Below are 25,206 nucleotides of genomic sequence, written 5' to 3' on the forward strand. Positions count from 1 at the left end.
AACAAAGGGGCGCCGCCGCGCCCAATGGCCAGCTTACGCATCGCACAATGTGGAACCTTCAATCTTTGGGAGGGCCCTTCGGCAGCAAAGCGTCCGCCAAGATCATACGCCGCTCTTCCTCGGTCGCTGTGCCCATGGCCCACCCGCTCCCGAATTGCGCAAGGAGTTCCTGATCCTTACAGCCGTCCTCGAAAAGGCGGCCAAGTCTGGTCAGGATCCGGCTGATCTCAACCAGAAACACCTTCTCATCGCCCGCCACGCGGTTGATGTACCCCATCCGCGCAGAGAGATAGCGCATCACCTCGTGGAACTCCTCCGGTGACGTAAAGGCGACCGGAAGCTCTTTTTCCGGCATGTCAGAGTTGCCGCTCGACCATCATCTTCTTGATCGATGCGATGGCCTTGGCGGGGTTCAGGCCTTTGGGGCAGGTCTTGGTGCAGTTCATGATGGTGTGGCAGCGATAGAGTTTGAACGGGTCTTCGAGATCGTCCAAACGCTCACCCGTCGCCTCATCGCGGCTGTCGATGATCCAGCGATAGGCGTGGAGCAGTGCGGCAGGGCCGAGATAGCGGTCACCATTCCACCAATAAGACGGGCAAGACGTCGAGCAGCAGGCGCACATCACACATTCATACAACCCATCGAGCTTTTTTCGGTCGTCGATGGATTGGCGCCACTCATGCTCCGGGTTTTGGGTCTTGGTTTCCAACCAGGGCATGACGGCCGCATGTTGCGCGTAGAAATGCGTCAGATCGGGGATCAGATCCTTCACCACCGGCATGTGGGGGAGGGGATAGATTTTCACGTCACCCTTGATCTCATCCATGCCGTAGATACAGGCCAACGTGTTGATCCCATCGATATTCATCGCGCAGGAGCCGCAAATCCCCTCGCGGCAGGAGCGACGGAAGGTCAGCGTCGGATCGATCTCGTTCTTGATCTTGATCAGTGCGTCCAGAACCATCGGCCCGCAGGTATCCATATCGACGAAATAGGTATCGACCTGGGGATTTTTGCCGTCATCAGGGTTCCAGCGATAGATGCTGAACTTGCGTACATTTGTGGCGCCTTCGGGTTTTGGCCAGGTCTTGCCGGTGCGGATGCGGGAGTTTTTGGGAAGCGTCAGTTCAACCATGTCTGTCTCCGGTCCTCGATCTCAGGATGTCGTTGGGGTCAGCTCGACGCTGTCAGGGCAGCGGTTGACCCAAGATGTGTCGGTTTCATAGCCAAGATCAATCAAGGCTTGGCCATGGCGGTCGGCATAAATCTCAGCGACCGAACGCGGCAGTTTGGTGACCCACTGCGCGGCTTCGCCCGACTGGATGTGCAGCGCGACTCGGCGTGGCCGGTCGGATTTTTCTTTCATCCCGCCAAACAGGCTGTTGGCCCAATAGATCTCAAGGATTGTGTCCTTGTCGCGACCCTCGAAGCCCAGGAAATCCAGGATATCGGCGAACATCGCCATGTCGTGATCCTGCATCAGGGTCTCGTAGCGCACCTCCCGGATATTTGGTCGGTCATAGCGCCAAGCCGTCATCTGATTAAGCGTCCTGAGATGCATATTCTCCATTTCGAACAGCATCTTATCATGCAGGGCCGGCAGGCCATTCAGATGTTGTTGATAGGTGTCGCCGCCAAACTCTTTGCGCGGAACATGCAGCGCCTTTTCGCCAGCTTCCGGCGCGATCTGGTGATAACGCATCCCCGAGATCAAGACGTCGCGCGGGTCGCGGATCATATGCAACCCCCGCAGATCGGTCCGGTCCAGCAGCCCATCTGAAAAGGCGGAGTCCCAGTTCACGATCACCGCGCGCCCTTTGTCCGGTATCTGGTCTTCGTTGCGCGTGCCTTGAACCCGGATGCGCGGAATCTCCAACGTGTCAGAGCCGATGTTGAACACGCGTCGCATCCAAACCGTCCCGGTTTTGTGATGCGTTCCAACGGCGATCAGGCGTGGTGTCTCAGTCATCATGTCGTCTCACAAGAGCAACGGTCGGGTTGGCCCCGCGCCGGTCAGTTGACGAAAGCAGCTGTCATACACATCGGCCGGGTCGCGGCCTCTGAGATAATCGGTGCTGATCCCGATCTCGAGGCTCGTGCTTGGCCCATCGCTGCCCACGCCAATTCCAATGCTCCCCGTTGGTCCGGCGGCGGCCCGCGCCCGGTCGGCGCAAATCTCATAGGCGCGCTCTGGCGAGGTCGGGCCGCACGCCGCAAGGCTTGCCACGAGGGGAAGCGCCAGCATTCTCATGCGAAATCCTCGAGCGAGATCAGTGCGTTTTGTGCGATGCAACGGATCGTATCGGGGCGCTGTAGGATGGATGTGACGGTATTGACGGTCTGGTCGTTGACGCCCAGTACTGCGGCTTGTGCGACGCTCAAAATCTCCTGCGCGCTGGCATTGTCGATGACGCAATCGGTGACGGGCGCCGCATTGATGCCTGGGAACCGCTCCGCAACGATGCCATTTACCACGCCACGGGCTTGATCACGCGCAATCACATCCGCTGCCTCTTGCGCCACATTGCAAGAGGCGAGCGCCACGAGGCTCAAAGATATGAGTGCAGCGCGGATCAATAAACCCGCGCCTTGGGGGCGATCTTCTTCAGGTCGATGCCGCCATCTTTGGACTCGGTCAGCGGGTCCAGATGCACCGGGCGATAGCTGAGCGTGGTTTTGGTGCCATCAACCACGGCGAGGCTATGCTTGCGCCACTCTTTGTCATCCCGATCTGGATAGTCCTCATGGGCATGGGCCCCGCGACTTTCTTTCCGCGCCTCCGCGCCCACAATCGTGGCAAGCGCATTCGGCATCAGGTTGGTCAGCTCTAGCGTTTCCATCAGATCGGAGTTCCAGATCAAGCTGCGATCGGTGACCTTGAGATCATCCATTTTCGCGGCAACGCCTTCCATCTTCTTCACGCCTTCGGCCAGCGTCTTGTCGGTGCGGAAGACGGCGGCATCGGCCTGCATGTTCTTCTGCATCTCAAGACGAAGCTCAGCCGTGGAGGTGTCGCCATCTGCATGGCGGATGTCGTCGAACCGGGCCAAGGCCTGATCAAGCGATGCTTGGTTCAGTGTCGGGTTTGGCGCGTTCGCGTCCACCACTTCGCCCGCCTTGATCGCCGCCGCCCGGCCAAAGACCACCAGGTCGATCAGGCTGTTCGAGCCCAACCGGTTTGCCCCATGAACCGAGGCACACCCCGCTTCGCCGACAGCCATCAGGCCCGGCACAATCGCATCAGGGTCCTTCGCGGTTGGGTTCAATACTTCGCCCCAATAATTCGTCGGAATCCCGCCCATATTGTAATGTACGGTGGGCAGAACCGGGATCGGCTCTTTCGTCAGATCGACGCCGGCAAAGATGCGGGCGGATTCGGAGATGCCTGGCAGGCGTTCTGCCAGGGTTTCCGGTGGCAGGTGGTTCAGGTGCAGGTGAATGTGATCCCCATCCGCCCCGACGCCGCGACCTTCACGGATTTCCATCGTCATGCAGCGCGAGACCACATCGCGGGAGGCAAGGTCTTTATAGGTCGGCGCATAGCGCTCCATGAACCTCTCACCTTCGGAATTGGTCAGATAACCACCTTCGCCGCGCGCCCCTTCGGTGATCAGACAGCCCGAGCCATAGATGCCCGTGGGGTGGAACTGCACGAATTCCATATCCTGCAGCGGGAGCCCTTGGCGTGCGACCATCCCGCCGCCATCGCCGGTGCAGGTATGGGCCGAGGTGGCCGAGAAATAGGCGCGGCCATAGCCGCCGGTCGCTAAAACGGTGGTCTTGGCGTTGAACACATGCATCGTGCCATCGTCGAGTTTCCAGGCCACGACGCCTTGGCAGGAACCATCCTCCGACATCAGAAGGTCGGTGGCGAAATACTCGATATAGAATTCTGCGTTATGCTTCAGCGACTGGCCGTAAAGCGTGTGCAGAATGGCATGACCGGTCCGGTCCGCCGCGGCGCAGGTGCGCTGCACGGGCGGGCCTTCGCCAAATTCCGTGGTGTGGCCGCCGAAGGGACGCTGATAAATCTTGCCCTCCTCGGTGCGGGAAAACGGCACGCCATAATGTTCGAGTTCGTAAACAGCCTTGGGCGCCTCACGGGCCAGGTATTCCATCGCGTCGGTGTCACCCAGCCAATCGGAGCCTTTGACCGTGTCATACATATGCCATTGCCAATGATCGGGGCCCATGTTGCTCAAACTGGCCGCGATGCCGCCTTGGGCGGCGACCGTGTGTGAGCGAGTCGGGAACACTTTGGATATACAGGCCGTTTTCAGCCCTTGTTCGGCCATCCCGAGCGTTGCGCGCAGGCCCGCGCCGCCCGCGCCGATAACAACAACGTCATAGGTATGGTGAGTGATGTCGTACGAAGCCGTCATGTTGGAAAATGCTCCTATCTGCTCAGAGCGCGATTTGTGCAAGCGCGACAAGCCCGGTTGCGGCCAGGCCATAGCTGATGATGGTCATCGCGATGATCGCGATTTTGCGGGTCATGCCGCGAACGTAATCTTCAATCAGCGTCTGTACGCCCATGCGGAAATGATGGAAGCCCACGATCAGCATGAGTGCTGTCACCAGCGCCGGGTAGGGGCGTGAGAGACCCGCGACGGCGTCGGCATGAGGTTCGCCCAGAAGCGGGCCAACGGCGAAAAGGAACATCGGCGTCAGGATCAGAAGCGCGACCGAGCTGATGGTCATCGACCAATGATGTTCGGTGCCGGTTTTCGCCGATCCTAGCCCCTCCACGCGTTTGCGGTCGGTTAGAAATGCCATGTTTCTCGCCCCTTAGATCGCAATTATGGTGAGGAAGGTGAGGGCCACCGAGCCGATGATCATGCCCCAACCCATTCGATCAGCGGTCTCGACCTCAAGCCCATAGCCCGCATCCCAGATCAGATGGCGCAGACCGCCAAGCGCGTGATACCAAAGCGCCAAGACCGACGCGGTCATCACCAGATCGCCCAGAAGCGACGTGATGAGCCCATCGACCGTCGCGAAGTATGCCGGGCCGGTTGCGGCTGCTAAAAGCCACCAGACGATCAAGACGGCGCCCAACAACAAGGCGTTGCCGCTGATCCGCACCATGATCGACGTCATGGAGTTCAATTGTGGCCTGTAAATCGTCAGGTGAGGGGACAGGGGCCGATTGCCCCGGTTCACATCTGCCATGGCGGTCACCCTTTCAGGTTGAGCTTGGTCTCTTTAATCCTGGTGACTATGAATAGCGAGTTTTTGCGGACTGTCACGTCCTGCCACGTTGAAAAAACGCCGAATTCTGGGTCCTAACGCCGCAGAGAAGCCAATTGTGATCACTGAATTGTAAAGTGTGATCACAAATTTCAAAAGGTGAATGAAGCGTTATTACCATGGGTTTGCCATAGAACGGCCTCATTGCCTGCGTACCCGCCATCGGTGGATCGTATTGTGAGATTTTTAAGGACGACACGATGGGCGAGAAACTGACCTTCGCACTGGATCATGACCATGTGCAATTGATGGCGTGGATGGTAGAGTGCCCCGATCCCAATCTTTGGCACGAGTTGGTTGTCGGATTGGACCTGACAACTGGCCTAGGGCTCGACTCCGCACTTTGGATCGTGCAGCAGCCGGACTGCGACATGGCAACGGCCGCCGCCGCCTTGATCCGACTGGAGGCATGGGAATATGTGATCGTGCCGCTCGAAAACAAAACCTATGCCGACCCCCGCATTTTCGAAATCGCCAAGGTGATTTGCAACCGGTCCGAAGCGGAGGGATATCACCGTAACCTGATCGGATGGGACCGGAGCCGGTTGCGGTTCACCCCGAAAGTGATGTTGCAGCACATCTATGCGTTCTGCGAACTCAAGGGTTTGGCGCGAGAGCAAACCTATCTGCCGATTCCGATCAACCTGCTTTCAGGTGATTTCGACAAGGCGCTTCCGATGCGAGAATACATTGTTGATGAAAGCAGCGTGACGCATATCTCGGCGCTCGATTCCGCACGGCAACAGGCGAGCGGCTACGTGCTCCATTAAGGAGGCCGCGTGTCACAGCGGCATCAACGCCCAATAGTCGAGATCCAACAGAACCTCCGGTAGATACCGGCCATCGTCCCCGCGCAGAGCGCCGGCAGGGCTACCCTTGGTCGCGACCAAGCGTAGACGAAGGGCGCCGACGCCCGGCGCAACCGTTTTCGCTTTGTCCAGCACTTCGCTCCAAGCCTTTACCGTATCGCCCGCAAAGGCGGGGTTGGCATGGGCGCCGGAATTGATCCCGGCAATCATCTGCGCATTGGCCAGACCATTGAAGCTGAGCGCGCGGGCAAGGCTGATGATATGGCCGCCATAGATCAGGCGTTGGCCATCGGGGCGGAAGGTGGCGTCGAAATGCACCTTGGCAGTGTTCTGCCAGAGACGGGTCGCCATCATGTGTTCCGCCTCTTCGAGGGTCACACCATCCACATGGTCAATCACCTCGCCGATCTCATAGTCGCCCCACCGATGCGGCTCCCCGGCCTGGCCGAAGTCGTAATGCGAGAAATCCAGCCCTTCGGGCACAAAAAGCGTTTCGGGGTCGACGACAGTCGCCAGCTCCGGGATCGTCGTTTCTGGCGCAGGCGCATCCAGCTTCCCTTTGCGCACCATCACCCAACGGACGTAATCCAGCACGACCGTTCCATGCTGGTTCAGCCCCTCAGTACGGACATAGACCACGCCGGATTTGCCATTGGAGTTTTGTTTCAACCCAATGACTTCTGACCGGCTGCGCAGTGTGTCTCCCGGCCAAACCGGGACATGAAACCGCCCCTCCGCATAGCCAAGATTGGCCACCGCATTGAGCGAGATATCCGGAACCGTTTTGCCAAAGACTGTGTGAAACGCAATCAGATCATCCAGCGGGCTGGCATGCAGACCCGACGCCTGGGCAAATTTATCTGAGGAATAGAGCGCGTGCCGCGCCGGATAGAGCGCTGTGTAAAGCGCCCGCTCGCCGCCGGCGACCGTGCGCGGTGTGGCGTGCTCGAGCACTTGGCCAAGTGTATAATCCTCAAAGAAATTGCCCGCATTGGTTTTGGCCATCTATTGCGCTCCAAGCTTCATTTCTGGGGAATAGGGCTCCTCAATCTCTTTGGTCACGGCCTGCCCGCAGCGCATCACGCCGCGGGCGCTGTCAAACGCATAGGTCGGTGGGCCATAGAGGACCCAGCCCCTGCTGAGCGCTTCGCTGACCTTGTGGCAGAAGGCCGAGGTGTCGTCTTCGCTGAGGAACCGATAAATCTGCATCAGGTCGGGAACGGGTAATAGCCGAGCCATGTGTGGACGAAGGCGACAATCAGATAGGCGACCAAGCCCGCGACAAATGCGATCCCGTCATTCTTGAGCGACGCATTCGCGGGCCGCTCCCATGTCGGCTCAGCTTTGTTGATCATAATCACGCTGCCGACGGCCCAGCCCAGGAGGCCACCAAACAGCAGGATCGACGCCAGATCGCCATTCACCAGCAAATGCCCGATGGCCCAGGACTTCATCGCCGTCAGCTGTTTATGGCGCACCCTGGCAGACAGCCGCCCCTGTATCATGCTCAAGGCGAAGAACCAGAAGCCGATCAGGATCAACAGATTTGCGAGATGGATCAAGAATGCGGGCGGGAACCAGACATTCACGAAGCCCGCACTGCGATAGCCGATCACCATCAGGACAATGCCCGCGACAATACCGAGCGTGACAAGGCCCTTGCCAGGGTCTCCCATCGCGGCGCGGCGCGCCGGTGCGAGGCGCTTGAACCAATGTGACCCGGCGAAAAGCGCCAGGCCGAGGATCAGAAGTAGGTAACCCATTTATAGAGACTCCAGCTTGGAAATGGCGGCCGCCTTGGCCAAGGTGGCGCGTGCTGTTTCCACATGCAAGTTCTCGACGATGCGACCGTCCACCACAGCCACCCCCTGACCGGCGGCGGTGGCGTCATCGAAAGCCGCGATCTGTCGACGCGCTAGATCGATTTCGGCCTCTGACGGGGCGAACGCTGCATTTGCGATGGCCACCTGCGCCGGGTGGATCAGCGTTTTGCCGTCAAAACCCATATCGCGACCCTGGTCGCATTCGCGTTGCAACCCATCGTCATCCTTGAACGCGTTATAAACGCCATCGACGCAGACCAACCCGTGGGCGCGCGCGGCGAGCAGGCAAAGCTGGAGCGAGGTCAAAAGCGGTTCGCGATCGGCGCGGCTGCGCGTCCCCAAATCCTTCGCCAGATCATTGGTGCCCATCACGAAACCAGCCATCCGCGGCGCGGCGGCGATCTCGAGCGCGTTCATAATCCCAAGCGGCGTTTCCATCATCGCCCAAATGGTTGTGTCAGCCGTCTCCGGTCGGGCGTCGAGCCTGTCGGCCAGCGCGCCAATATCCGCCGCGCTATTCACTTTGGGCAGCAAGATCGCCTGCGGTTTCGCGGCTGCGATGACATCCAGATCCTCTGCGCCCCACGCCGTATCGAACCCATTGATCCGCACGATTTGCGCCCGCGGTCCATAGCCACCGTCGCTTAGGGTGTCCGCCAAGAGCGTCCGGGCGCTGGCTTTCTCGTCCATCGCCACGGCATCTTCGAGATCGAAGATGATCGCATCAACCGGCAAGGTCTTGGCCTTCTCTAGAGCCCGATCTTTGGAACCGGGGATGTAGAGAACCGAACGGTAAGGGTGCGCGCGATGATCCATGAGCGAGGTCCTTTTGGGTCGTGATACCGGCGATGGACCACGCTCACGCTGCGAACGCAAGTTCCGATATGCCGCAGCGTAGCGAAATTTTATGTCGCACAAAAATGTTGCGCCGATGCCCGGCACCCACGCTTTTGTAGCGGTTTCACGACAGTTTTCTTGAGAATTAACGAATTTTTTGTCATCTTTGGCCATACAGGCATCCATGCGTCCCGGACAAACCGGGCATACGAACCTACAGCAGAGGGGGAGCCTGGCGGTCTTGCGCTCAACCTTTTGCGGACTGCCGTTTCATTCTGGCTCCTCACAGATGAAAGGCAGGACGATGACCTCTAAACTGGCACTTGTCGGGGCTGTGCTGGCCCTGGCTCCATTAACTCCACCGGCGATCGCGCAATCAAACGGGCAAGCAATTTGTGGCCAGCGCGATGCCATCATCAACACGCTGTCCAGCCGCTATGGCGAGACGGCGCGGTCCATCGGAATGGGCCCCGGCAACCGGATTGTCGAGGTCTATGCCTCGGATGAGACCGGCACCTGGACGATCACAGTCACCAGCGCCGATGGTCTGACATGTCTGATGGCCTCCGGCGCATCTTATGAGACGCTGATCCAACCCGCACCCGGCGAACCGCTTTAATTGGTTTTGCCGCAGCTTTGCGGCGCTCGCAGATCGCAGAGAGATAAAGAATCGTGCGCCTCCTTCGGAGGATTCTTGGAGCGACCCTGTCGTATATGTGTCAGGCTTTCGACGCTCGGCGCGGTGCCACGACCCTGTGATCTCGCCCTTCCGTTTCCGAGATTTCCCGCTTTTTTTATGCTGTTAGCACCGCCCAATGCTTCTATGGGGCTTTCCGCCGCGCGTGCCTAGGCTTGCGCCGGGCGGGGTGTGGGGCTACCCCTCGCGCCAACATCAACAAGGGACGTGGAGATCACTCACATGGCCAGACCCAAGATTGCGCTTATCGGCGCGGGACAAATCGGGGGCACGCTTGCCCATCTTGCAGCGTTGAAAGAACTGGGTGACGTCATCCTGTTCGACATCGCCGAGGGCATTCCACAAGGCAAGGCGCTGGATATTGCCGAATCCGGCCCGTCGGAGAAATTCGACGCCAAGATGAAAGGCACCAATGACTACGCCGATATTGCGGGTGCTGATGTCTGCATCGTGACCGCCGGTGTGCCGCGGAAACCGGGGATGAGCCGCGACGACCTTCTGGGTATCAACCTGAAAGTTATGAAATCCGTCGGCGAAGGCATTGCCGCGAATGCCCCCGACGCGTTCGTGATCTGCATCACCAACCCGCTTGACGCGATGGTGTGGGCGCTGCGTGAATTCTCGGGCCTGCCGCACGAGAAAGTTTGCGGTATGGCCGGTGTGCTTGACAGCGCGCGCTTCCGCCATTTCCTGGCCGAAGAATTCGACGTGTCGATGAAAGACGTCACCGCCTTCGTTTTGGGTGGTCACGGCGACACAATGGTGCCGCTGACCCGTTATTCGACCGTTGCAGGCATTCCTCTGCCGGATCTGGTCGCGATGGGCTGGACCACGCAAGAAAAGCTCGACGCGATTGTGCAGCGGACGCGCGACGGCGGCGCGGAAATCGTTGGCCTGCTGAAGACCGGGTCCGCATTTTATGCCCCTGCGACGAGCGCCATCGAGATGGCGGAGGCCTATCTGAAAGACCAGAAACGCGTCTTGCCCTGCGCGGCATATGTGGACGGCGCGCTTGGTCTGAAAGGCATGTATGTGGGCGTGCCCACGGTGATCGGCGCTGGCGGCATCGAGCGGGTTGTCGACATCAAGATGACCAAGGATGAGCAGGCGATGTTTGATAACTCGGTCAATGCCGTCAAAGGCTTGGTCGAAGCTTGCAAGGGCATCGACGAGAGCCTGGCCTAAGCCCATTCGCACAAAATCTAAAAGAGGCCGGGGCCAAGCTCCGGCCTTTTGCGTTTCTGCCACGACCACGTTCCGACGCAGCGGATCACCCATATTGGTCTTCGCTTTCTCGCAGTTCTGTCGGCGGTGTTGGGTGCGGTCTCATCTGAAAGACGACTGCCCTTATAAGGCGCGCGATTTCGCCCTGTGAGGCTCGGGCGGACGATTCGGTGTCAAAAACCGTTTATTCTTGCCGTCTTGCCATTTTGTGATCACACTTTTTCTAGCTGTGATCACAAATGTCGCTTTTTTGTTCAATTCCGCGCGTGTGCGTCAGAATGACGTTTTATTGCTGGCGAAACCTGTGCTTAGTCGGTGGGGACAACACCAATGATGGGACAGTTTCATGAACATTCATGAATACCAGGCGAAGGCATTGCTTCGCGACTACGGCGCCCCGGTCAGTGATGGCCGCGTGGTTTTGAAAGCGGAAGATGCCAAGACGGCAGCGGGTGAAATGGATGGCCCGCTTTGGGTCGTGAAGGCGCAGATTCACGCCGGTGGTCGCGGCAAAGGCTCTTTCAAAGAGGCTGACGCCGGTGAGAAGGGTGGCGTGCGCCTGGCCAAATCGGTCGAAGAAGCCGCCGAAGAAGCCAAAAAGATGCTGGGCCGCACCCTGGTGACCCATCAGACTGGTCCCGCAGGCAAGCAGGTCAACCGGATCTATATCGAAGATGGCTCCGGCATCGAGACCGAGATGTATCTGGCCCTCCTCGTTGACCGGCAGACCTCGCGGATCTCATTCGTCTGTTCCACCGAGGGCGGCATGGACATCGAAGAGGTTGCTGCCGCCACGCCCGAGAAGATCCTGTCCTTCAGCGTTGACCCCGCCACTGGGTATCAAGGCTTCCACGGTCGCCGCGTCGCCTTTGCGCTCGGCCTCGAAGGTCAGCAGGTCAAGCAATGCGTGCGCCTGATGGGCCTGCTTTACCAAGCCTTCACTGAGAAGGACATGGAGATGCTGGAGATCAACCCGCTGATCGTGACCGATGGCGGCGATCTGAAAGTGCTCGATGCCAAAGTCGGCTTCGACGGCAACGCTGTCTACCGCCATGCCGATATCGCGGCGCTCCGTGACGAGACGGAAGAAGACCCGAAGGAACTGGCCGCGTCGAAATATGACCTGAACTATATCGCCCTCGACGGCGAGATCGGCTGCATGGTGAACGGCGCGGGTCTGGCCATGGCAACGATGGATATCATCAAACTCTACGGCTCCGAGCCGGCCAACTTCCTCGATGTTGGCGGTGGTGCAACGAAGGAGAAAGTCACCGAGGCCTTCAAGATCATTACCAGCGATCCGCAGGTGAAGGGCATTCTGGTCAACATCTTCGGCGGCATCATGCGCTGCGATATCATCGCGGAAGGCGTCATCGCGGCGGTGAAGGAAGTCGGGCTTGAGGTTCCACTTGTTGTCCGTCTTGAAGGCACGAATGTGGAAAAGGGCAAGGAGATCATCAAATCGTCCGGCCTCAACGTGATCGCGGCCGATGACTTGAAAGACGGCGCTGAAAAGATCGTGGCGGCGGTGAAGGGGTAAGAACTCTGATGCGCCTATTAGCTATTTCTCTTGTGTCATCTCTGCTGCTGTCGGCCTGTGTTGAAACACAAACTGACTCTGCTACTAGCCGCGCCGCACCTGATGTAAACCGGGCCGTTAGCGGTTTTCTAGAAGGTTGTATTTCGGGCAACTTCTCTCAGACCGCTGTTCGAGCGGCCTTCGAACGGAATGGAGTTGCATTCGGTCGCCCGCTTTTCGTTAGAGAGGGTTCACTTCCAGCGGGCGAACTCCGGGTTCGGACGGGCGGCCAACCAGATAGGCCTGGAACAGGCCCTTTTCCTTTCCTGAGATCATGTTCCGTCTGGCTCCACGGTCTCTGGGCCGCGCCGACGAGTACGACGATACAAGCTTATCTTGAAGAAGCAGGATTTCAGTATGCCGCCCCGCTCTCTGACAACGACTACATCAGGCATAATGCAACTCGGTTCAGTTTGGCCGAAATGACCGGAATCTATACGCGCAACAATCGCACATATCTTGTCGCAGTTGCACAGTCTTCGCAGAATCCTGGTCGTCGTCTTGGGCGCATCACGGACCTCAACTTTGCTGAAAGCCAGCTATCTGTGGACGAACTCTTATTGGTGATGCGAACCCATGGGCAAATCTAGGAGACTCCAAACATGGCCGTCCTCGTAGACGAAAACACTAAAGTCATCTCTAATGGACTCACCGGCTTGCAGGGCACGTTCCATTCCGAACAGGCCATCGCTTATGGCTCCAAGATGATTGGTGGGGCCATTCCCTGCGAAGATGGCATGATCTATCTGGACCCGCAGGTGTTCGAATTGGTCCATCAGACCAAGGTAAAAATCGGTGAAGACACACCGATGACTACTGTGGCCGCGCTGGGCGAAGGATTCTAGGCCGATGCGGGAGAGCCTCAAAGCAGTTTTCGAGGAGATGGACTGGTCGAATGGAGGTGCATCGCCCCGGTCGGGCGCTGGCTCCTCGCTCGATAGTACGGCTGAAATCCGGGCAGCTTTGCCAGGTCTCTTTGAGCGGCATGACGTCAAGAGCTTTCTTGATGCACCTTGCGGCGATTGGCATTGGATGTCGCATGTGGATCTGACCGGTATCGACTATATCGGATTCGATATCGCGACCTCTCTGATCGAAGCGAACCGGGCCGCGCATACCCGCAAGGGCGTACAGTTTGACGTGGCCGATGTCACATCTGACCCTCTCCCGAAGGTCGATATGATGATGTGCCGCGACTGCCTGTTTCATCTGAAATTTTGGCTTAGATGGGAGTTTTTCAAAGGCTTTCTCGCGTCAGGCACGCCATTGCTGCTGACAACTTTTCACCACATCGCGGAGAACAAGCCGCTGCGCAACAATGGGCGGTTCCGCAAGTTTGACCCCACCTTGCCGCCGTTCAACTTCGCCCCCCCGATCGAGGTCGTGCACGAGACTGTTGTCCGTGACGAAGACGGAAGAACACAGCTTGTTGCAGGGCAGGGTGGGCAGCGCTCAATGGGTCTTTGGACCCGCGAACAGGTCGCGGACGCCGTTGCGCGACATGAGAACTCCAAAAACGAACCCGGCGCTTCAGCGCAAAAGACATGAGGGAAGAATGGCCGTACTCGTAGACGAAAACACCAAAGTGATCTGTCAGGGCTTTACCGGCTCGCAGGGCACATTCCACTCCGAACAGGCCATCGCCTATGGCACCAAGATGGTCGGTGGCGTCACCCCTGGCAAAGGCGGCATGACCCATCTGGACCTGCCAGTCTTCAACTCGGTGCATGAGGCGAAAGCTGTGACCGAGGCGAACGCCTCGGTGATCTATGTGCCGCCGCCCTTCGCTGCTGACTCGATCCTGGAAGCCATTGATGCGGAGATGGAGCTGATCTGCTGCATCACCGAGGGCATCCCGGTGCTCGACATGATGAAGGTGAAGCGCGCGCTCGAAGGGTCGTCTTCGATCCTGATCGGCCCGAACTGCCCAGGCATCATCACACCCGACGCCTGCAAAATCGGCATTATGCCCGGCCATATCCACAAGCGCGGGTCGGTCGGCGTTGTGTCGCGCTCCGGCACTCTGACCTATGAGGCCGTGAAGCAGACCACCGATGTGGGTCTGGGTCAGTCGACCTGCGTCGGCATCGGCGGTGACCCGATCAAGGGCACCGAACATATCGACGTGCTGGAATGGTTCCTGGCTGATGATGAGACCGAAAGCATCATCATGATCGGCGAAATCGGCGGATCGGCCGAGGAAGAGGCCGCACAGTTCCTCGCTGATGAGAAGAAGAAAGGCCGTTGGAAACCGACTGCTGGCTTCATCGCGGGCCGCACGGCACCTCCGGGCCGCCGGATGGGCCATGCGGGCGCAATTGTTGCCGGCGGCAAAGGTGGCGCCGAGGACAAGATCGAAGCGATGCAAAGTGCGGGCATCGTGGTTGCCGAAAGCCCGGCGGGGCTGGGCGAGGCAGTGCTGAAGGCGATTGGCTGAGTTACTGCTCTTGGCCTTAGGGAGATGACGTTGAAGATTGCGACATGTGCAAAGGGATGCAGCCCGGCTGTGACATCTGTCACAGATCAGATGCTGCTTTCCGCCGCCGTCGCGATCTTCGCGGTGGTGGCGCTTGCGGCTCCCTCGCGCGCCGAGGCGGGGTTCGTCGCATCCCTAGAACTGTGCCTCGATAACACGCTGACGCTTGAGGCGCGCGGGCTTGCCTTTGAGACTGCTGGGTGGAGCCGCTCAGAGAGCCAAGAGACCGCGGACGACGTGCTGGCCCACGCGCTTTTGATCTCCGGACTCGACCCTCTTCAGCCGGAGAGTTGGGCCGAGGGTCAGGAGCGCGCCAACAACGTTGCCGCGCGTTTGCGCGAAGGTCGAGGGTATGACGAAGTACAGTTGTTTCTGTCCGATACCCATGCCGTGGTTGTCGAGCCGACGCGGACGGGCCTGCACACCTGTCTCTATGTCGGACCGCCGCAAGACCTGAGCGATGCCGCGGCAACGATCGACACGCGCTTGCCGGTGCGGCGCATTGGTGCGCGGCTTCAGGTGCAAGGCCGCCCGCCTGCGGCGCAGCTCACGGCCTATTCATTGGACGCCGAGGCCTTGAGTCGTTTCCCTGTCATGCTCACCTACGGCACGACCATGACGATCTCGCTTGACCGTAGAGGGACGCAATGATGCCCCCAAAGGCTGCTGCAAATTCACTTCCGGGAGGACTTGACCCATGACCGACCAATCCCCCAACGATCAGTTCCACGCCTCCAGCTTCATGCAGGGGCATAATGCCGAGTATCTCGAACAGCTTTATGCGCAATATGCCAATGATCCCAATGCGGTCGATGCTGCGTGGCAGGAGTTTTTCCGGGCGCTGGGCGATGCCGAGCTAGACGTAAAAGCCGAGGCGCATGGCCCCTCTTGGGCGCGGGCCGACTGGCCGCCGCAGCCGGCAGATGAGATGACCTCCGCGCTGACTGGTGAGTGGCCGGTGGCCGTCGAAGAGGCCAAAGGCGCGGGCGATAAGATCAAAGCGAAAGCGCAGGAAAAAGGCGTCGAGATCAGCGATGACATGGTGCAGCGCGCCGTGCTCGACTCGATCCGGGCGCTGATGTTGATCCGGGCCTATCGGATCCGGGGTCATCTGGTGGCCGATCTCGACCCGCTGGGCATGCGCGATCAGACGCCGCATCCGGAGCTGGACCCGAAATCCTATGGCTTCGCCGAGGCCGATATGGACCGGCCGATTTTCATCGACAATGTCCTGGGCCTGCAAATGGCCTCGATCCGGCAGATTATCGATATCGTGAAGCGCACTTATTGCGGCACTTTTGCGCTGCAATACATGCATATCTCAAACCCCGAAGAAGCCGCTTGGCTGAAAGAGCGGATCGAAGGCTATGGTAAAGAGATCGCCTTCACCCGCGAGGGCCGGAAGGCGATCCTGAACAAGATGGTCGAGGCAGAAGGCTTCGAAAAATTCCTCCATGTCAAATACATGGGCACCAAACGCTTTGGCTTGGATGGCGGCGAAAGCCTGATCCCCGCGATGGAGCAGATCATCAAGCGCGGTGGCGCGTTAGGCGTCCGGGACATCATCATTGGCATGCCGCATCGGGGTCGTCTTTCGGTGCTCGCCAATGTGATGGCCAAGCCGTATCGGGCGATCTTTAACGAGTTCCAGGGCGGGTCGTTCAAGCCCGAAGATGTGGATGGCTCCGGCGATGTGAAATACCATCTGGGCGCCTCCTCAGACCGCGAGTTCGACGGCAACTCCGTGCATTTGTCGCTAACGGCGAACCCGTCGCATTTGGAGGCGGTGAACCCGGTTGTGCTCGGCAAAGCCCGAGCCAAGCAGGATCAAAACAACGACACCGACCGTACCAGCGTTCTGCCGATCCTGTTGCATGGGGATGCGGCATTTGCCGGTCAGGGCGTCGTCGCCGAAGGTTTCGGTCTGAGCGGTCTGCGCGGGCACAAGACCGGCGGCACCATGCATATCGTTGTCAACAACCAGATCGGCTTCACCACCGCGCCGCATTTCTCGCGCTCCAGCCCCTATCCGACCGATATCGCATTGATGGTCGAGGCACCGATCTTCCATGTGAATGGCGATGATCCGGAAGCTGTGGTCCATGCTGCGAAAGTGGCGACCGAGTTCCGCCAGAAATTCAGCAAAGACGTGGTGATTGACATCTTCTGCTACCGCCGGTTTGGCCATAACGAGGGCGATGAGCCCATGTTCACCAACCCGATCATGTATAAGAAGATCAAGAAGCAGAAGACCACGCTGAGCCTCTATACGGAACGTCTGGTCAAGGACGGGTTGATCCCCGAGGGCGAAGTCGAGGATATGAAAGCGGCCTTCCAGGCATATCTGAACGAAGAGTTCGAGGCCGGGAAAGATTACAAGCCCAACAAGGCGGATTGGCTCGACGGGCGCTGGTCGCATCTGGATCGCCAGGGTGAGGAATACCAGCGGGGCGAGACGGCGATCAGTCCCGAGACCTTTGATCAAGTCGGTGCGGCCCTGACCCGTGCACCCGAGGGCTTCAAGCTGCATAAAACCGTTGGACGTCTGTTGGACACCAAGACCGAGATGTTCAAATCCGGTAAAGGTTTTGATTGGGCGACGGCCGAGGCATTGGCGTTCGGGTCTTTGCTGACGGAGGGCTATCCGGTTCGGCTCTCGGGGCAAGATTCGACCCGCGGCACGTTTAGCCAACGCCATTCAGGGCTGATCGATCAGGAGACGGAGGAGCGCTATTATCCGCTCAACCACGTTCGCGAAGGACAGTCCCGTTATGAGGTCATCGACTCGATGCTCTCGGAATACGCGGTTCTGGGCTTCGAGTATGGCTACAGCCTCGCCGAACCCAACGCGCTGGTCATGTGGGAGGCGCAGTTTGGCGATTTCGCCAATGGCGCCCAGATCATGTTTGACCAGTTCATCTCCTCGGGGGAGCGCAAATGGCTGCGGATGTCCGGGCTGGTCATGCTTCTGCCGCATGGGTTCGAAGGGCAGGGGCCGGAACACAGTTCTGCGCGCTTGGAACGCTTCCTGCAAATGTGCGCGGAAGACAACTGGATCGTCGCCAATTGCACGACGCCGGCGAACTACTTCCACATCTTGCGCCGCCAATTGCACCGGAGCTTCCGCAAACCGCTTGTTCTGATGACGCCGAAATCGCTGCTGCGCCACAAGATGGCGATCAGCGAGACGGCGGATTTCACCACCGGGTCGAGTTTCCACCGTGTGCTCTGGGATGATGCGCAAAAGGGCAATTCCGACACCAAGCTGGTGGCTGATGACAAGATCAAACGCGTCGTGATGTGTTCGGGCAAGGTCTATTATGATCTGCTCGAAGAACGGGACGCGCGCGGCATCAATGATGTCTATCTTCTGCGACTGGAGCAGTTCTATCCATTCCCGGCTCTGGCCTTGATGAAAGAGCTGGAACGCTTCAAAGGCGCCGAGATGTGTTGGTGCCAAGAAGAGCCGAAAAATCAAGGCGGGTGGAGTTTTGTCGAGCCCAATTTGGAATGGGTTCTGACTCGTCTGAAAGCCAAACACACCCGGCCCAGCTATGTGGGTCGGAACGCATCGGCCTCGCCCGCGACAGGGTTGGCCAGCCAGCACAAAGCACAACAAGCCGCGCTCGTGAACGAAGCGCTGACCATCGAAGGGAAATAAGCGATGTCCGTAGAAGTGCGTGTCCCAACCCTGGGCGAAAGCGTGACCGAGGCGACGGTGGCCACCTGGTTCAAGAAGCCGGGCGAAGCTGTGGCCGTCGATGAAATGCTCTGCGAGTTGGAAACCGATAAGGTGACGGTGGAAGTGCCATCGCCCGCCGCAGGAACACTGGCCGAGATCGTCGCGGCGGAAGGGGAGACGGTTGGCGTCGACGCTTTGCTTGCAACGCTCAGTGAAGGAGAAGGGGCCGCCCCTGCACCTGCCCCGAAAGCGGCCGCTGCTGAAGCGCCGGCGGCCAAGGGGGGCGAGAGCGTTGATGTGATGGTGCCGACGCTTGGGGAAAGTGTGACCGAAGCGACCGTTTCGACTTGGTTCAAGGCGGTTGGCGACAGCGTGGCGCAGGATGAGATGCTCTGCGAATTGGAGACTGACAAGGTTTCAGTCGAGGTGCCCGCCCCGGCCTCCGGGACTTTGACGGAGATCCTGGCAGCCGAAGGCAGCACGGTGGATGCAAGCGCAAAACTGGCGGTGATTGGTGGTGCCGGCGCGGTGGTCGCTGCACCCGCCGCCGCGCCAGCAGCGGCCCCTGTGGCCAGCAGTGGCAAAGATGTGGAAGACGCGCCTTCGGCCAAGAAGATGATGGCCGAGACCGGCGTCAGCGCCGATCAAGTCCAAGGGTCGGGTCGCGATGGGCGCATCATGAAGGAAGATGTTCTGAAAGCCGTGAGCGCGGCGGCAGCCCCGGCGCCTGCGGCGACCGCGCCCGCCCCGCGTGCCCCGGTCCCCGCCGACGATGCCGCGCGTGAGGAGCGGGTCAAGATGACTCGTCTGCGCCAAACCATCGCTAAACGTCTGAAAGACAGCCAGAATACGGCCGCGATGCTGACCACCTATAACGAGGTGGACATGACCGAGGTCATGGCGCTGCGCAGTCAGTACAAGGATGAGTTTGAGAAGAAACACGGGGTTCGCCTGGGCTTCATGTCCTTCTTCACCAAGGCTTGCTGCCACGCGCTGAAAGAGGTGCCCGAGGTGAATGCGGAGATCGACGGCACCGATATCGTCTATAAGAACTTCGTGCATATGGGCGTCGCCGCCGGGACGCCTACGGGGCTCGTCGTGCCGGTGATCCGCGATGCGGACAGTATGTCCTTCGCCGATATCGAGAAGGCGATTGCCGAGAAGGGGCGTCGCGCTCGCGACGGCAAACTGTCCATGGCGGAGATGCAGGGCGGCACCTTCACGCTCTCCAATGGCGGCGTTTATGGCTCGCTGATGTCCTCGCCGATCCTGAACCCGCCGCAATCGGGCATTCTAGGGATGCACAAGATCCAGGACCGCCCGATGGCGATCAATGGTGAGGTGGTGATCCGCCCGATGATGTATCTGGCGCTATCCTACGACCATCGGATCGTCGACGGCAAAGGTGCCGTGACCTTCCTGGTGCGCGTGAAAGAGGCGCTGGAAGATCCACGGCGGTTGTTGATGGATTTGTGAGGTTACTATGGATCTGGTTGCCGGTCTGACCGCGGCAAAGCTAGCATTCGACCTCGCGAAGGATCTTCGTGACATCGACAAATCCGTCGATGAAGCAGCATTCAAGCTTAAACTAGCGGAACTAACGACAGCGCTCGCTGATGCCCAGGTCGTATTGGCTGGCGCGAGGACCGAGCAACTGGAGATGGAAGCTCGGATACAAAATCTGGAGGGTGAGCTTGATGAGGCGAAAAACGGTGAAATCTGCCCGAGATGTCGTGTAGGGCGTCTCATGCTGGTTGAGGCAAGACCCGAACCTCGGCTTGGTCTTAAGGACTTCGGAGTCGAAACTTGGCGATTGCAGTGCAGCCAAGACGAGTGTGAATTCGTCCAAACAAAAAAACATGATCCGCACGGCGTATTGCCGAAGATTGCTGCAAAGAGATGACCCCCGAACTCACAGCCCTTGCCCTGGCGCTCCTCCTGCAAGCGGTTCAATTCTGCCTGATGGCGATTCCGGCAAACCGGGAGCTGGGCGCGGGCAAGACCGTAAGCCCGCGCGACCGGGAGCGGTTGGGCGGGTCTCTGGAAGATCAGCTCTCGACCCGCGCCGCGCGGCTCTACCGGGCACTGAACAATCATTTCGAGGGGTTGATCCTCTTCACCATCGCCGTGGTCGTGGTGGAGTTCTCAGACAGCAACTCAACTTTCACCGCCGCTTGCGCCTGGGCCTATCTCGGCGCCCGCGTGCTTTATATCCCGGCCTATGCGTTCGGCTGGTCGCCCTGGCGCAGCGCAATCTGGTTCGTCGGCTTCGGGGCCACCATTGCCATGACGCTCGCCGCCCTGTTGGGAGGCATGGCATGAGCCAAAACAGACATCGCGCGGATATTTCGGATATACACGGGAGATATCCCGGTTCGACCGTGCCCCATTTCGACGAGGAGACCCCATGTCCAGCTATGACGTCATCGTAATCGGCTCCGGCCCCGGCGGCTATGTCTGCGCCATCCGTTGCGCGCAATTGGGGCTGAAGACGGCCTGTGTCGAAGGGCGCGAGACCTTGGGCGGCACCTGCCTGAATATCGGCTGTATCCCGTCAAAGGCGCTGCTCCATGCGAGCCACCAGTTGCACGAGGCGGAACATAACTTCGCCAAGATGGGCCTGAAGGGCAAAGCGCCGTCCGTCGATTGGAAACAGATGCAGGCCTATAAGGATGACGTAATTGGTCAGAACACCAAGGGCATCGAATTTCTGTTCAAAAAGAACAAGATCGACTGGCTGAAAGGGTGGGGCTCGATCCCCGAAGCAGGCAAGGTCAAAGTCGGGGATGAGGTTCACGAGGCCAAGCACATCATCATTGCCTCCGGGTCCGAGCCAAGCGCGTTGCCGAATGTGCCCGTCGACGAAAAAGTTGTCGTCACCTCCGAGGGCGCGCTGAGCCTCGGCAAGGTGCCGAAGAAGATGGTGGTTATTGGAGCTGGTGTTATCGGGCTGGAATTGGGATCGGTCTATGCTCGGCTTGGTTCCGAGGTGTCGGTGATCGAGTTCCTCGACCATATCACCCCCGGCATGGATGCGGAGGTGTCCAAGACCTTCCAGAGAATCCTGAAGAAACAAGGGATGACCTTTACCATGGGCGCCGCCGTTCAGAAGGTGGAGGCGACCAAAACCAAGGCAAAGGTCACTTATCAACTCCGCAAAGACGAAAGCGAGCATGTGGTCGACGCCGATGTCGTGCTCGTTGCCACGGGCCGTAAGCCCTATACCGATGGTCTGGGTCTAGAGGCGCTTGGCGTTGAGATGAGCGAGCGTGGGCAGATCAAAACCGATGCCCATTGGGCAACGAATATCAAAGGCATTTACGCGATTGGCGATGCCATTGATGGCCCGATGTTAGCACATAAGGCTGAAGATGAAGGCATGGCCGTGGCCGAAGTTGTTGCGGGCAAGCATGGCCATGTGAATTACAGTGTTATCCCGGGCGTGATCTATACCCACCCCGAAGTGTCGAATGTGGGGGAGACCGAAGAGACGCTGAAGGCGGCCGGGCGCGCCTATAAGGTCGGCAAGTTTAGCTTCATGGGCAATGGCCGCGCGAAGGCGAATTTTGCCGGGGACGGGTTCGTAAAGATCCTTGCCGACAAAGATACCGACCGGATCTTGGGCGCGCATATCATCGGCCCGATGGCCGGCGATTTGATCCACGAGATCTGCGTCGCAATGGAGTTTGGCGCATCAGCTCAGGACCTAGCGATGACATGTCATGCGCATCCGACCTATTCGGAGGCGGTGCGCGAAGCGGCTCTGGCCTGCGGTGACGGCGCGATCCATGCCTGACATCCAGTTGCGCGTCATCAAAGCGTGGCGCGCAACTTATGACCCGGCGCTGAAAGTGACACCGGGCGAAGTCATTGCACTTGGCCGACAGGACGACGCGTATCCGGGCTGGCAATGGGTGGTCAACAAGAGCGGTTTGGGCGGTTGGGTGCCGATTGAGATTCTTGATGGAGTTCGCGTAGCCGCAGATTTCGATACAGCGGAATTGACGGTGTCTGAAGGAGAGGCAGTAACCGGGTTGTCTGAGCGGGTCGGCTGGATTTGGTGCCAGAAACTGACCAGAGAGGCGGGCTGGGTTCCCGCCGCCCATCTTGCCCAGATTCGATGATAAACGTGGCCGAAAGACTATTCGGCCGGAAGCTCTGGCTTTTTAACTTGATGGAACTCGGGCAAATCTGCCTCTGTCTTCGGGCGGGTTGGTCTTCGAAACAGCCGATAGGCGTCGCGAAAAGGTACCCAATACAGGCGAAGGCAAGACGAAAGATCTTTTGCATCTTCGTCAATCCCAAACACGACATCTCGATTGTCTTCTGGCATATGATAGGTTCTGAAAATCACATCCCAAACCGGGAACATGAAGGCGAAGTTCTTGTCGATATGATCTGGATGACAGCTGTGGTGCACATGGTGATGAGCAGGCGACGGGAACACCATCGACCAGACTCCTGGCCAGCGTAGCCAGACGTGGGAATGCCTCAGGTTATATGCCGTGAAATTGAAGAGGAACATCAGAACCGGGAGGCCCAACAGGCTGGGCATATTGGGCACGTATCCAAGAAATCGCAATGCGACGCCGTGGACAAATCCATAACCCAACCCAATTATTAGACCATATCCGAAGTTGTCGATTGGATGTTCGCGGAAGTTTGAGATTGGATGCATCACCTCAGCACTGTGATGGACTTTATGGAACTGCCAAAGCAATGGCACTTTGTGCTGGATGTAGTGGACGGCCCAACCGATGAAGTCGACGACGAGCAATACGGCAAACATGTAGAGCGCCGAGGTCAGGAGCCCTGCTGCGGCACCGGCATTTGCGTAGTGGATCAGGTCGGCGAATGGAACACCGCCAGAGCCGAACCGAAACCCGGCGGCCAAAGCCCAGGTCCCGACACCGAAGAGCAAGAAATACGACACCACCTTGTGGAACATCATATAGCGCAAATCCAACCAAGCAGAGGGGTTCTGCCACACGCGCCGGGGAAAGAGAAATTGCAGAAAGGACCCACTGGCATCCTGTAAATCTTGGGCAGTGTTGTCGGCGCCACGAGATTTGATCGCGCGATAGACAAACCAGGCGAACGCTACAGATGAGACGATATAAAGCACGTAAATTCTGTTTTCAGGATCGAATGGAAACAGAAGGACTTCGACCATGCGGTCCAGGATCGTTGCAATAATCTCTTGTAAAAGCTGCATCTTTTTGCCTCAGTACTGATTGTTGTTCTTGCGTCAGTTACTGAATTTAGGGATTTAGTGCGCCAATCTGGCCAAAATATGTCTGCACTTCAGATGAGACGCGTCAACTCCAGATACTGACCTCCGAAGGTCGTTTGGCATAAAGAGGTCAACTCCCAGAGAGCATTAGATAGCCTCATTCCGACACCCCTTCGTTGTTCGGCATGGCTTACGCAGTCAAAAGACGTAAGCCTTGAGTCACATCCGCGCGCACGGCGAGCCGCAATCCCGGCTCATCGCCTGCCTGTAGGGCCGCCAAGATCAGTTTGTGGTGACTTGGCGCATCGGTTTTCCCCAAGCGTCCATAGAGGGCGCGCATCGTTGGCCCCAATTGCAACCAAACCGTTTCTGCCAGGGCCAGCATCGCGGGGGCTTGGGCGCGCAGGTACAAGGTGCGGTGAAACTCCAGGTTGCTGCGGATATAGCCCACGGCGTCCCGCTTCGTGATGGATGAGGCGATCGTGCTGTTGATCACCTCCATCCGTTCGATGAGCGCCATATGGGCGCGCGGCAAGGCGCGAGCGGACAGTTCTGGCTCCAGGAGGGCGCGAATCGCCGCGAGTTCCTCAATTCTCTCATTTGAGAGTTCCGGCGTCGAAACCCGGCCCGAAGCGGAGAGAAACAGCGCGCCTTCACTGACCAGTCGCCGGACTGCTTCGCGCGCCGGTGTCATCGAGACACCGAACTCTCGGCCCAGGCCGCGCAGGGTCAGGGCCTGGCCGGGGCTTACCTCGCCATGCATGATTTGTGTTCTGAGCGCGCGATAAACCCGATCATGGGCCACCGCCGCTCCGGTCTCGGTCGGGCGCGGGTTGGTCAACATGAGGCGGATGTGATCACAAAGATCCGGGTCACGGCAAGGGGTCGAACTGCCACGCCAAAAGCGCGGGCCCGTGGGTTTTCAACCAATCCCGCTCCGTCTCATAACAGGGGTAGAGATCGGCGCAGACGGCCCAGAACCGGGCAGAATGGTTCATTTCCGCCAGGTGGGCCACTTCATGAGCGGCGACGTAATCCAACACTGTTGGCGGTGCCATGATCAAACGCCAGGAGAACATCAAATCGCCTTTCGATGAGCAGCTGCCCCAACGACTGCGCGGGTCGCGCAGTGTCAGCCGACCATAAGACCTGCCGAGCTGGCCCGCATAACGGTCACAAGCGGAGGCGAGGCGGTCCCGCGCCAGGGCTTTCAGCAGAGCCCGAACCCGCGGCGCAACGCGAGGGCCCGCTGGCACAAAAATTCCCTCCTGCGTCAACCGCGCGGCACGCCCGGTGCCTACAAAGACCCTGCGGTCGACGCCGCAGATCGGGACTGTGCCACCGATCTCTGGCCGCCTCAGGTCTGGCGTCTGAGCCAGTTGCATTCTCAGCCAAGCTTCCCGGTCCCGAAGAAACGCCAGCGCTTCGGCCTCTGGCGCCCAATGCGGCAAGCTCAAACTCACCCGCCCATCGGCCCGCGACACCCTCAAAGAAAACCGCCGCGCCCGCGTGGATCGGCGCAAAAGCACCGAGACCGGTGGCTCGCCTGGCAGGATATGAATGGCGTCGGTCTCTTTGGGCATGTTTCTTTGGCA

The 25,206-nt window shown here is 58.9% G+C and carries 29 protein-coding genes; 14 read left to right on the forward strand and 15 right to left on the reverse strand.

Annotation, left to right across the window (positions count from 1 at the left end):
• Positions 1-58 precede the first annotated feature (58 nt).
• From GTF44_RS03220 to sdhC, 8 genes are read right to left on the reverse strand one after another with little or no spacing between them, the layout of a single operon-like run.
• Entirely contained in the window at positions 59-355 is a 297-nt protein-coding gene (locus GTF44_RS03220) for a hypothetical protein (protein ID WP_171557474.1), read from the reverse strand.
• A 1-nt stretch (position 356) separates the two neighbouring features.
• The gene (locus GTF44_RS03225) at positions 357-1,136 is read right to left on the reverse strand and encodes a succinate dehydrogenase iron-sulfur subunit (protein WP_145212104.1); all 780 of its coding nucleotides are present in this window, start codon (positions 1,134-1,136) and stop codon (positions 357-359) included.
• A 21-nt stretch (positions 1,137-1,157) separates the two neighbouring features.
• Positions 1,158-1,973 (reverse strand): sulfotransferase domain-containing protein, encoded by an 816-nt coding sequence (locus GTF44_RS03230; RefSeq protein ID WP_171559548.1) that lies wholly within the window; start codon positions 1,971-1,973, stop codon positions 1,158-1,160.
• A gap of 6 nt (positions 1,974-1,979) precedes the next feature.
• Positions 1,980-2,246: a hypothetical protein gene (locus GTF44_RS03235; protein ID WP_367383357.1), complete on the reverse strand. Its 267-nt coding sequence runs from the start codon at positions 2,244-2,246 to the stop codon at positions 1,980-1,982.
• A gap of 2 nt (positions 2,247-2,248) precedes the next feature.
• Positions 2,249-2,578, reverse strand: coding sequence for a succinate dehydrogenase (locus GTF44_RS03240; protein ID WP_253261141.1), 330 nt, complete (start codon positions 2,576-2,578; stop codon positions 2,249-2,251).
• On the reverse strand, positions 2,575-4,383 hold the full coding sequence (sdhA, locus tag GTF44_RS03245; RefSeq protein ID WP_171557479.1) for a succinate dehydrogenase flavoprotein subunit: 1,809 nt from the start codon (positions 4,381-4,383) through the stop codon (positions 2,575-2,577). The genes GTF44_RS03240 and sdhA overlap by 4 nt, the downstream gene beginning before the upstream one ends.
• A 22-nt stretch (positions 4,384-4,405) precedes the next feature.
• Complete coding sequence (gene sdhD / locus GTF44_RS03250) at positions 4,406-4,777, reverse strand: succinate dehydrogenase, hydrophobic membrane anchor protein (RefSeq protein ID WP_171557481.1); 372 nt, start codon at positions 4,775-4,777, stop codon at positions 4,406-4,408.
• 12 nt (positions 4,778-4,789) lie between these two features.
• Complete coding sequence (gene sdhC, locus GTF44_RS03255; protein ID WP_171557482.1) at positions 4,790-5,173, reverse strand: succinate dehydrogenase, cytochrome b556 subunit; 384 nt, start codon at positions 5,171-5,173, stop codon at positions 4,790-4,792.
• Between the two features lie 278 nt (positions 5,174-5,451).
• Here sdhC and GTF44_RS03260 point away from each other — a divergent pair, with 278 nt between their 5' ends.
• On the forward strand, positions 5,452-6,021 hold the full coding sequence (locus GTF44_RS03260) for a hypothetical protein (protein ID WP_171557484.1): 570 nt from the start codon (positions 5,452-5,454) through the stop codon (positions 6,019-6,021).
• A gap of 12 nt (positions 6,022-6,033) precedes the next feature.
• Here the strand turns inward: GTF44_RS03260 and GTF44_RS03265 are convergent, their stop codons facing one another.
• The 4 genes from GTF44_RS03265 to GTF44_RS03280 are packed head-to-tail and all read right to left on the reverse strand — an operon-like array spanning position 6,034 to position 8,699.
• The gene (locus tag GTF44_RS03265) at positions 6,034-7,065 is read right to left on the reverse strand and encodes a MaoC family dehydratase (RefSeq protein WP_171557485.1); all 1,032 of its coding nucleotides are present in this window, start codon (positions 7,063-7,065) and stop codon (positions 6,034-6,036) included.
• Positions 7,066-7,269 (reverse strand): DUF1737 domain-containing protein, encoded by a 204-nt coding sequence (locus tag GTF44_RS03270; RefSeq protein WP_171557487.1) that lies wholly within the window; start codon positions 7,267-7,269, stop codon positions 7,066-7,068.
• A complete protein-coding gene (locus GTF44_RS03275; RefSeq protein WP_171557489.1) occupies positions 7,269-7,823 on the reverse strand; it encodes an NnrU family protein in 555 nt (184 codons plus the stop codon). Before GTF44_RS03275 ends, GTF44_RS03270 begins: the two co-directional genes overlap by 1 nt.
• Entirely contained in the window at positions 7,824-8,699 is an 876-nt protein-coding gene (locus GTF44_RS03280; protein WP_171557490.1) for a CoA ester lyase, read from the reverse strand.
• A 325-nt stretch (positions 8,700-9,024) separates the two neighbouring features.
• Here GTF44_RS03280 and GTF44_RS03285 point away from each other — a divergent pair, with 325 nt between their 5' ends.
• From GTF44_RS03285 to GTF44_RS03345, 13 genes are all read left to right on the forward strand, one after another.
• Positions 9,025-9,339 carry a hypothetical protein gene (locus GTF44_RS03285; RefSeq protein WP_145212063.1) on the forward strand — a complete coding sequence of 105 codons (315 nt, stop codon included), beginning with the start codon at positions 9,025-9,027 and terminating at the stop codon, positions 9,337-9,339.
• Positions 9,340-9,639: 300 nt separating this feature from the next.
• Positions 9,640-10,602, forward strand: a complete 963-nt coding sequence (gene mdh, locus GTF44_RS03290; protein WP_171557492.1) for a malate dehydrogenase — start codon at positions 9,640-9,642, stop codon at positions 10,600-10,602.
• Between the two features lie 385 nt (positions 10,603-10,987).
• The gene (gene sucC / locus GTF44_RS03295; protein WP_171557494.1) at positions 10,988-12,181 is read left to right on the forward strand and encodes an ADP-forming succinate--CoA ligase subunit beta; all 1,194 of its coding nucleotides are present in this window, start codon (positions 10,988-10,990) and stop codon (positions 12,179-12,181) included.
• A 641-nt stretch (positions 12,182-12,822) separates the two neighbouring features.
• Positions 12,823-13,065 (forward strand): hypothetical protein, encoded by a 243-nt coding sequence (locus GTF44_RS03300; protein ID WP_171557495.1) that lies wholly within the window; start codon positions 12,823-12,825, stop codon positions 13,063-13,065.
• Positions 13,066-13,069: 4 nt separating this feature from the next.
• Complete coding sequence (locus tag GTF44_RS03305; RefSeq protein ID WP_171557497.1) at positions 13,070-13,768, forward strand: methyltransferase domain-containing protein; 699 nt, start codon at positions 13,070-13,072, stop codon at positions 13,766-13,768.
• Positions 13,769-13,775: 7 nt separating this feature from the next.
• Positions 13,776-14,657 (forward strand): succinate--CoA ligase subunit alpha, encoded by an 882-nt coding sequence (sucD, locus tag GTF44_RS03310; RefSeq protein ID WP_145212044.1) that lies wholly within the window; start codon positions 13,776-13,778, stop codon positions 14,655-14,657.
• 69 nt (positions 14,658-14,726) lie between these two features.
• Positions 14,727-15,347: a hypothetical protein gene (locus GTF44_RS03315; RefSeq protein ID WP_171557499.1), complete on the forward strand. Its 621-nt coding sequence runs from the start codon at positions 14,727-14,729 to the stop codon at positions 15,345-15,347.
• A gap of 46 nt (positions 15,348-15,393) precedes the next feature.
• Positions 15,394-18,357 carry a 2-oxoglutarate dehydrogenase E1 component gene (locus GTF44_RS03320; RefSeq protein WP_171557501.1) on the forward strand — a complete coding sequence of 988 codons (2,964 nt, stop codon included), beginning with the start codon at positions 15,394-15,396 and terminating at the stop codon, positions 18,355-18,357.
• Positions 18,358-18,360: 3 nt separating this feature from the next.
• A complete protein-coding gene (gene odhB / locus GTF44_RS03325; protein WP_171557502.1) occupies positions 18,361-19,854 on the forward strand; it encodes a 2-oxoglutarate dehydrogenase complex dihydrolipoyllysine-residue succinyltransferase in 1,494 nt (497 codons plus the stop codon).
• Positions 19,855-19,861: 7 nt separating this feature from the next.
• On the forward strand, positions 19,862-20,281 hold the full coding sequence (locus GTF44_RS03330) for a hypothetical protein (protein WP_171557504.1): 420 nt from the start codon (positions 19,862-19,864) through the stop codon (positions 20,279-20,281).
• On the forward strand, positions 20,278-20,700 hold the full coding sequence (locus GTF44_RS03335) for an MAPEG family protein (protein ID WP_171557506.1): 423 nt from the start codon (positions 20,278-20,280) through the stop codon (positions 20,698-20,700). The genes GTF44_RS03330 and GTF44_RS03335 overlap by 4 nt, the downstream gene beginning before the upstream one ends.
• 85 nt (positions 20,701-20,785) lie before the next feature.
• Complete coding sequence (lpdA, locus tag GTF44_RS03340) at positions 20,786-22,174, forward strand: dihydrolipoyl dehydrogenase (RefSeq protein ID WP_171557508.1); 1,389 nt, start codon at positions 20,786-20,788, stop codon at positions 22,172-22,174.
• Complete coding sequence (locus GTF44_RS03345) at positions 22,167-22,502, forward strand: SH3 domain-containing protein (protein WP_171557510.1); 336 nt, start codon at positions 22,167-22,169, stop codon at positions 22,500-22,502. Before lpdA ends, GTF44_RS03345 begins: the two co-directional genes overlap by 8 nt.
• 17 nt (positions 22,503-22,519) lie before the next feature.
• Here GTF44_RS03345 and GTF44_RS03350 read toward each other — a convergent pair whose 3' ends face one another.
• From GTF44_RS03350 to GTF44_RS03360, 3 genes are all read right to left on the reverse strand, one after another.
• The gene (locus GTF44_RS03350) at positions 22,520-23,593 is read right to left on the reverse strand and encodes a sterol desaturase family protein (protein WP_171557511.1); all 1,074 of its coding nucleotides are present in this window, start codon (positions 23,591-23,593) and stop codon (positions 22,520-22,522) included.
• 208 nt (positions 23,594-23,801) lie between these two features.
• Positions 23,802-24,455, reverse strand: coding sequence for a GntR family transcriptional regulator (locus GTF44_RS03355; RefSeq protein ID WP_171557513.1), 654 nt, complete (start codon positions 24,453-24,455; stop codon positions 23,802-23,804).
• Positions 24,456-24,483: 28 nt separating this feature from the next.
• Positions 24,484-25,194 carry a M48 family metallopeptidase gene (locus tag GTF44_RS03360; protein ID WP_216364850.1) on the reverse strand — a complete coding sequence of 237 codons (711 nt, stop codon included), beginning with the start codon at positions 25,192-25,194 and terminating at the stop codon, positions 24,484-24,486.
• Between the last annotated feature and the right edge of the window lie 12 nt (positions 25,195-25,206).

This window comes from Roseobacter sp. HKCCD6576-2 (genome assembly GCF_013179285.1).
Classification (GTDB): Bacteria; Pseudomonadota; Alphaproteobacteria; order Rhodobacterales; family Rhodobacteraceae; genus Rhodophyticola; species Rhodophyticola oceani.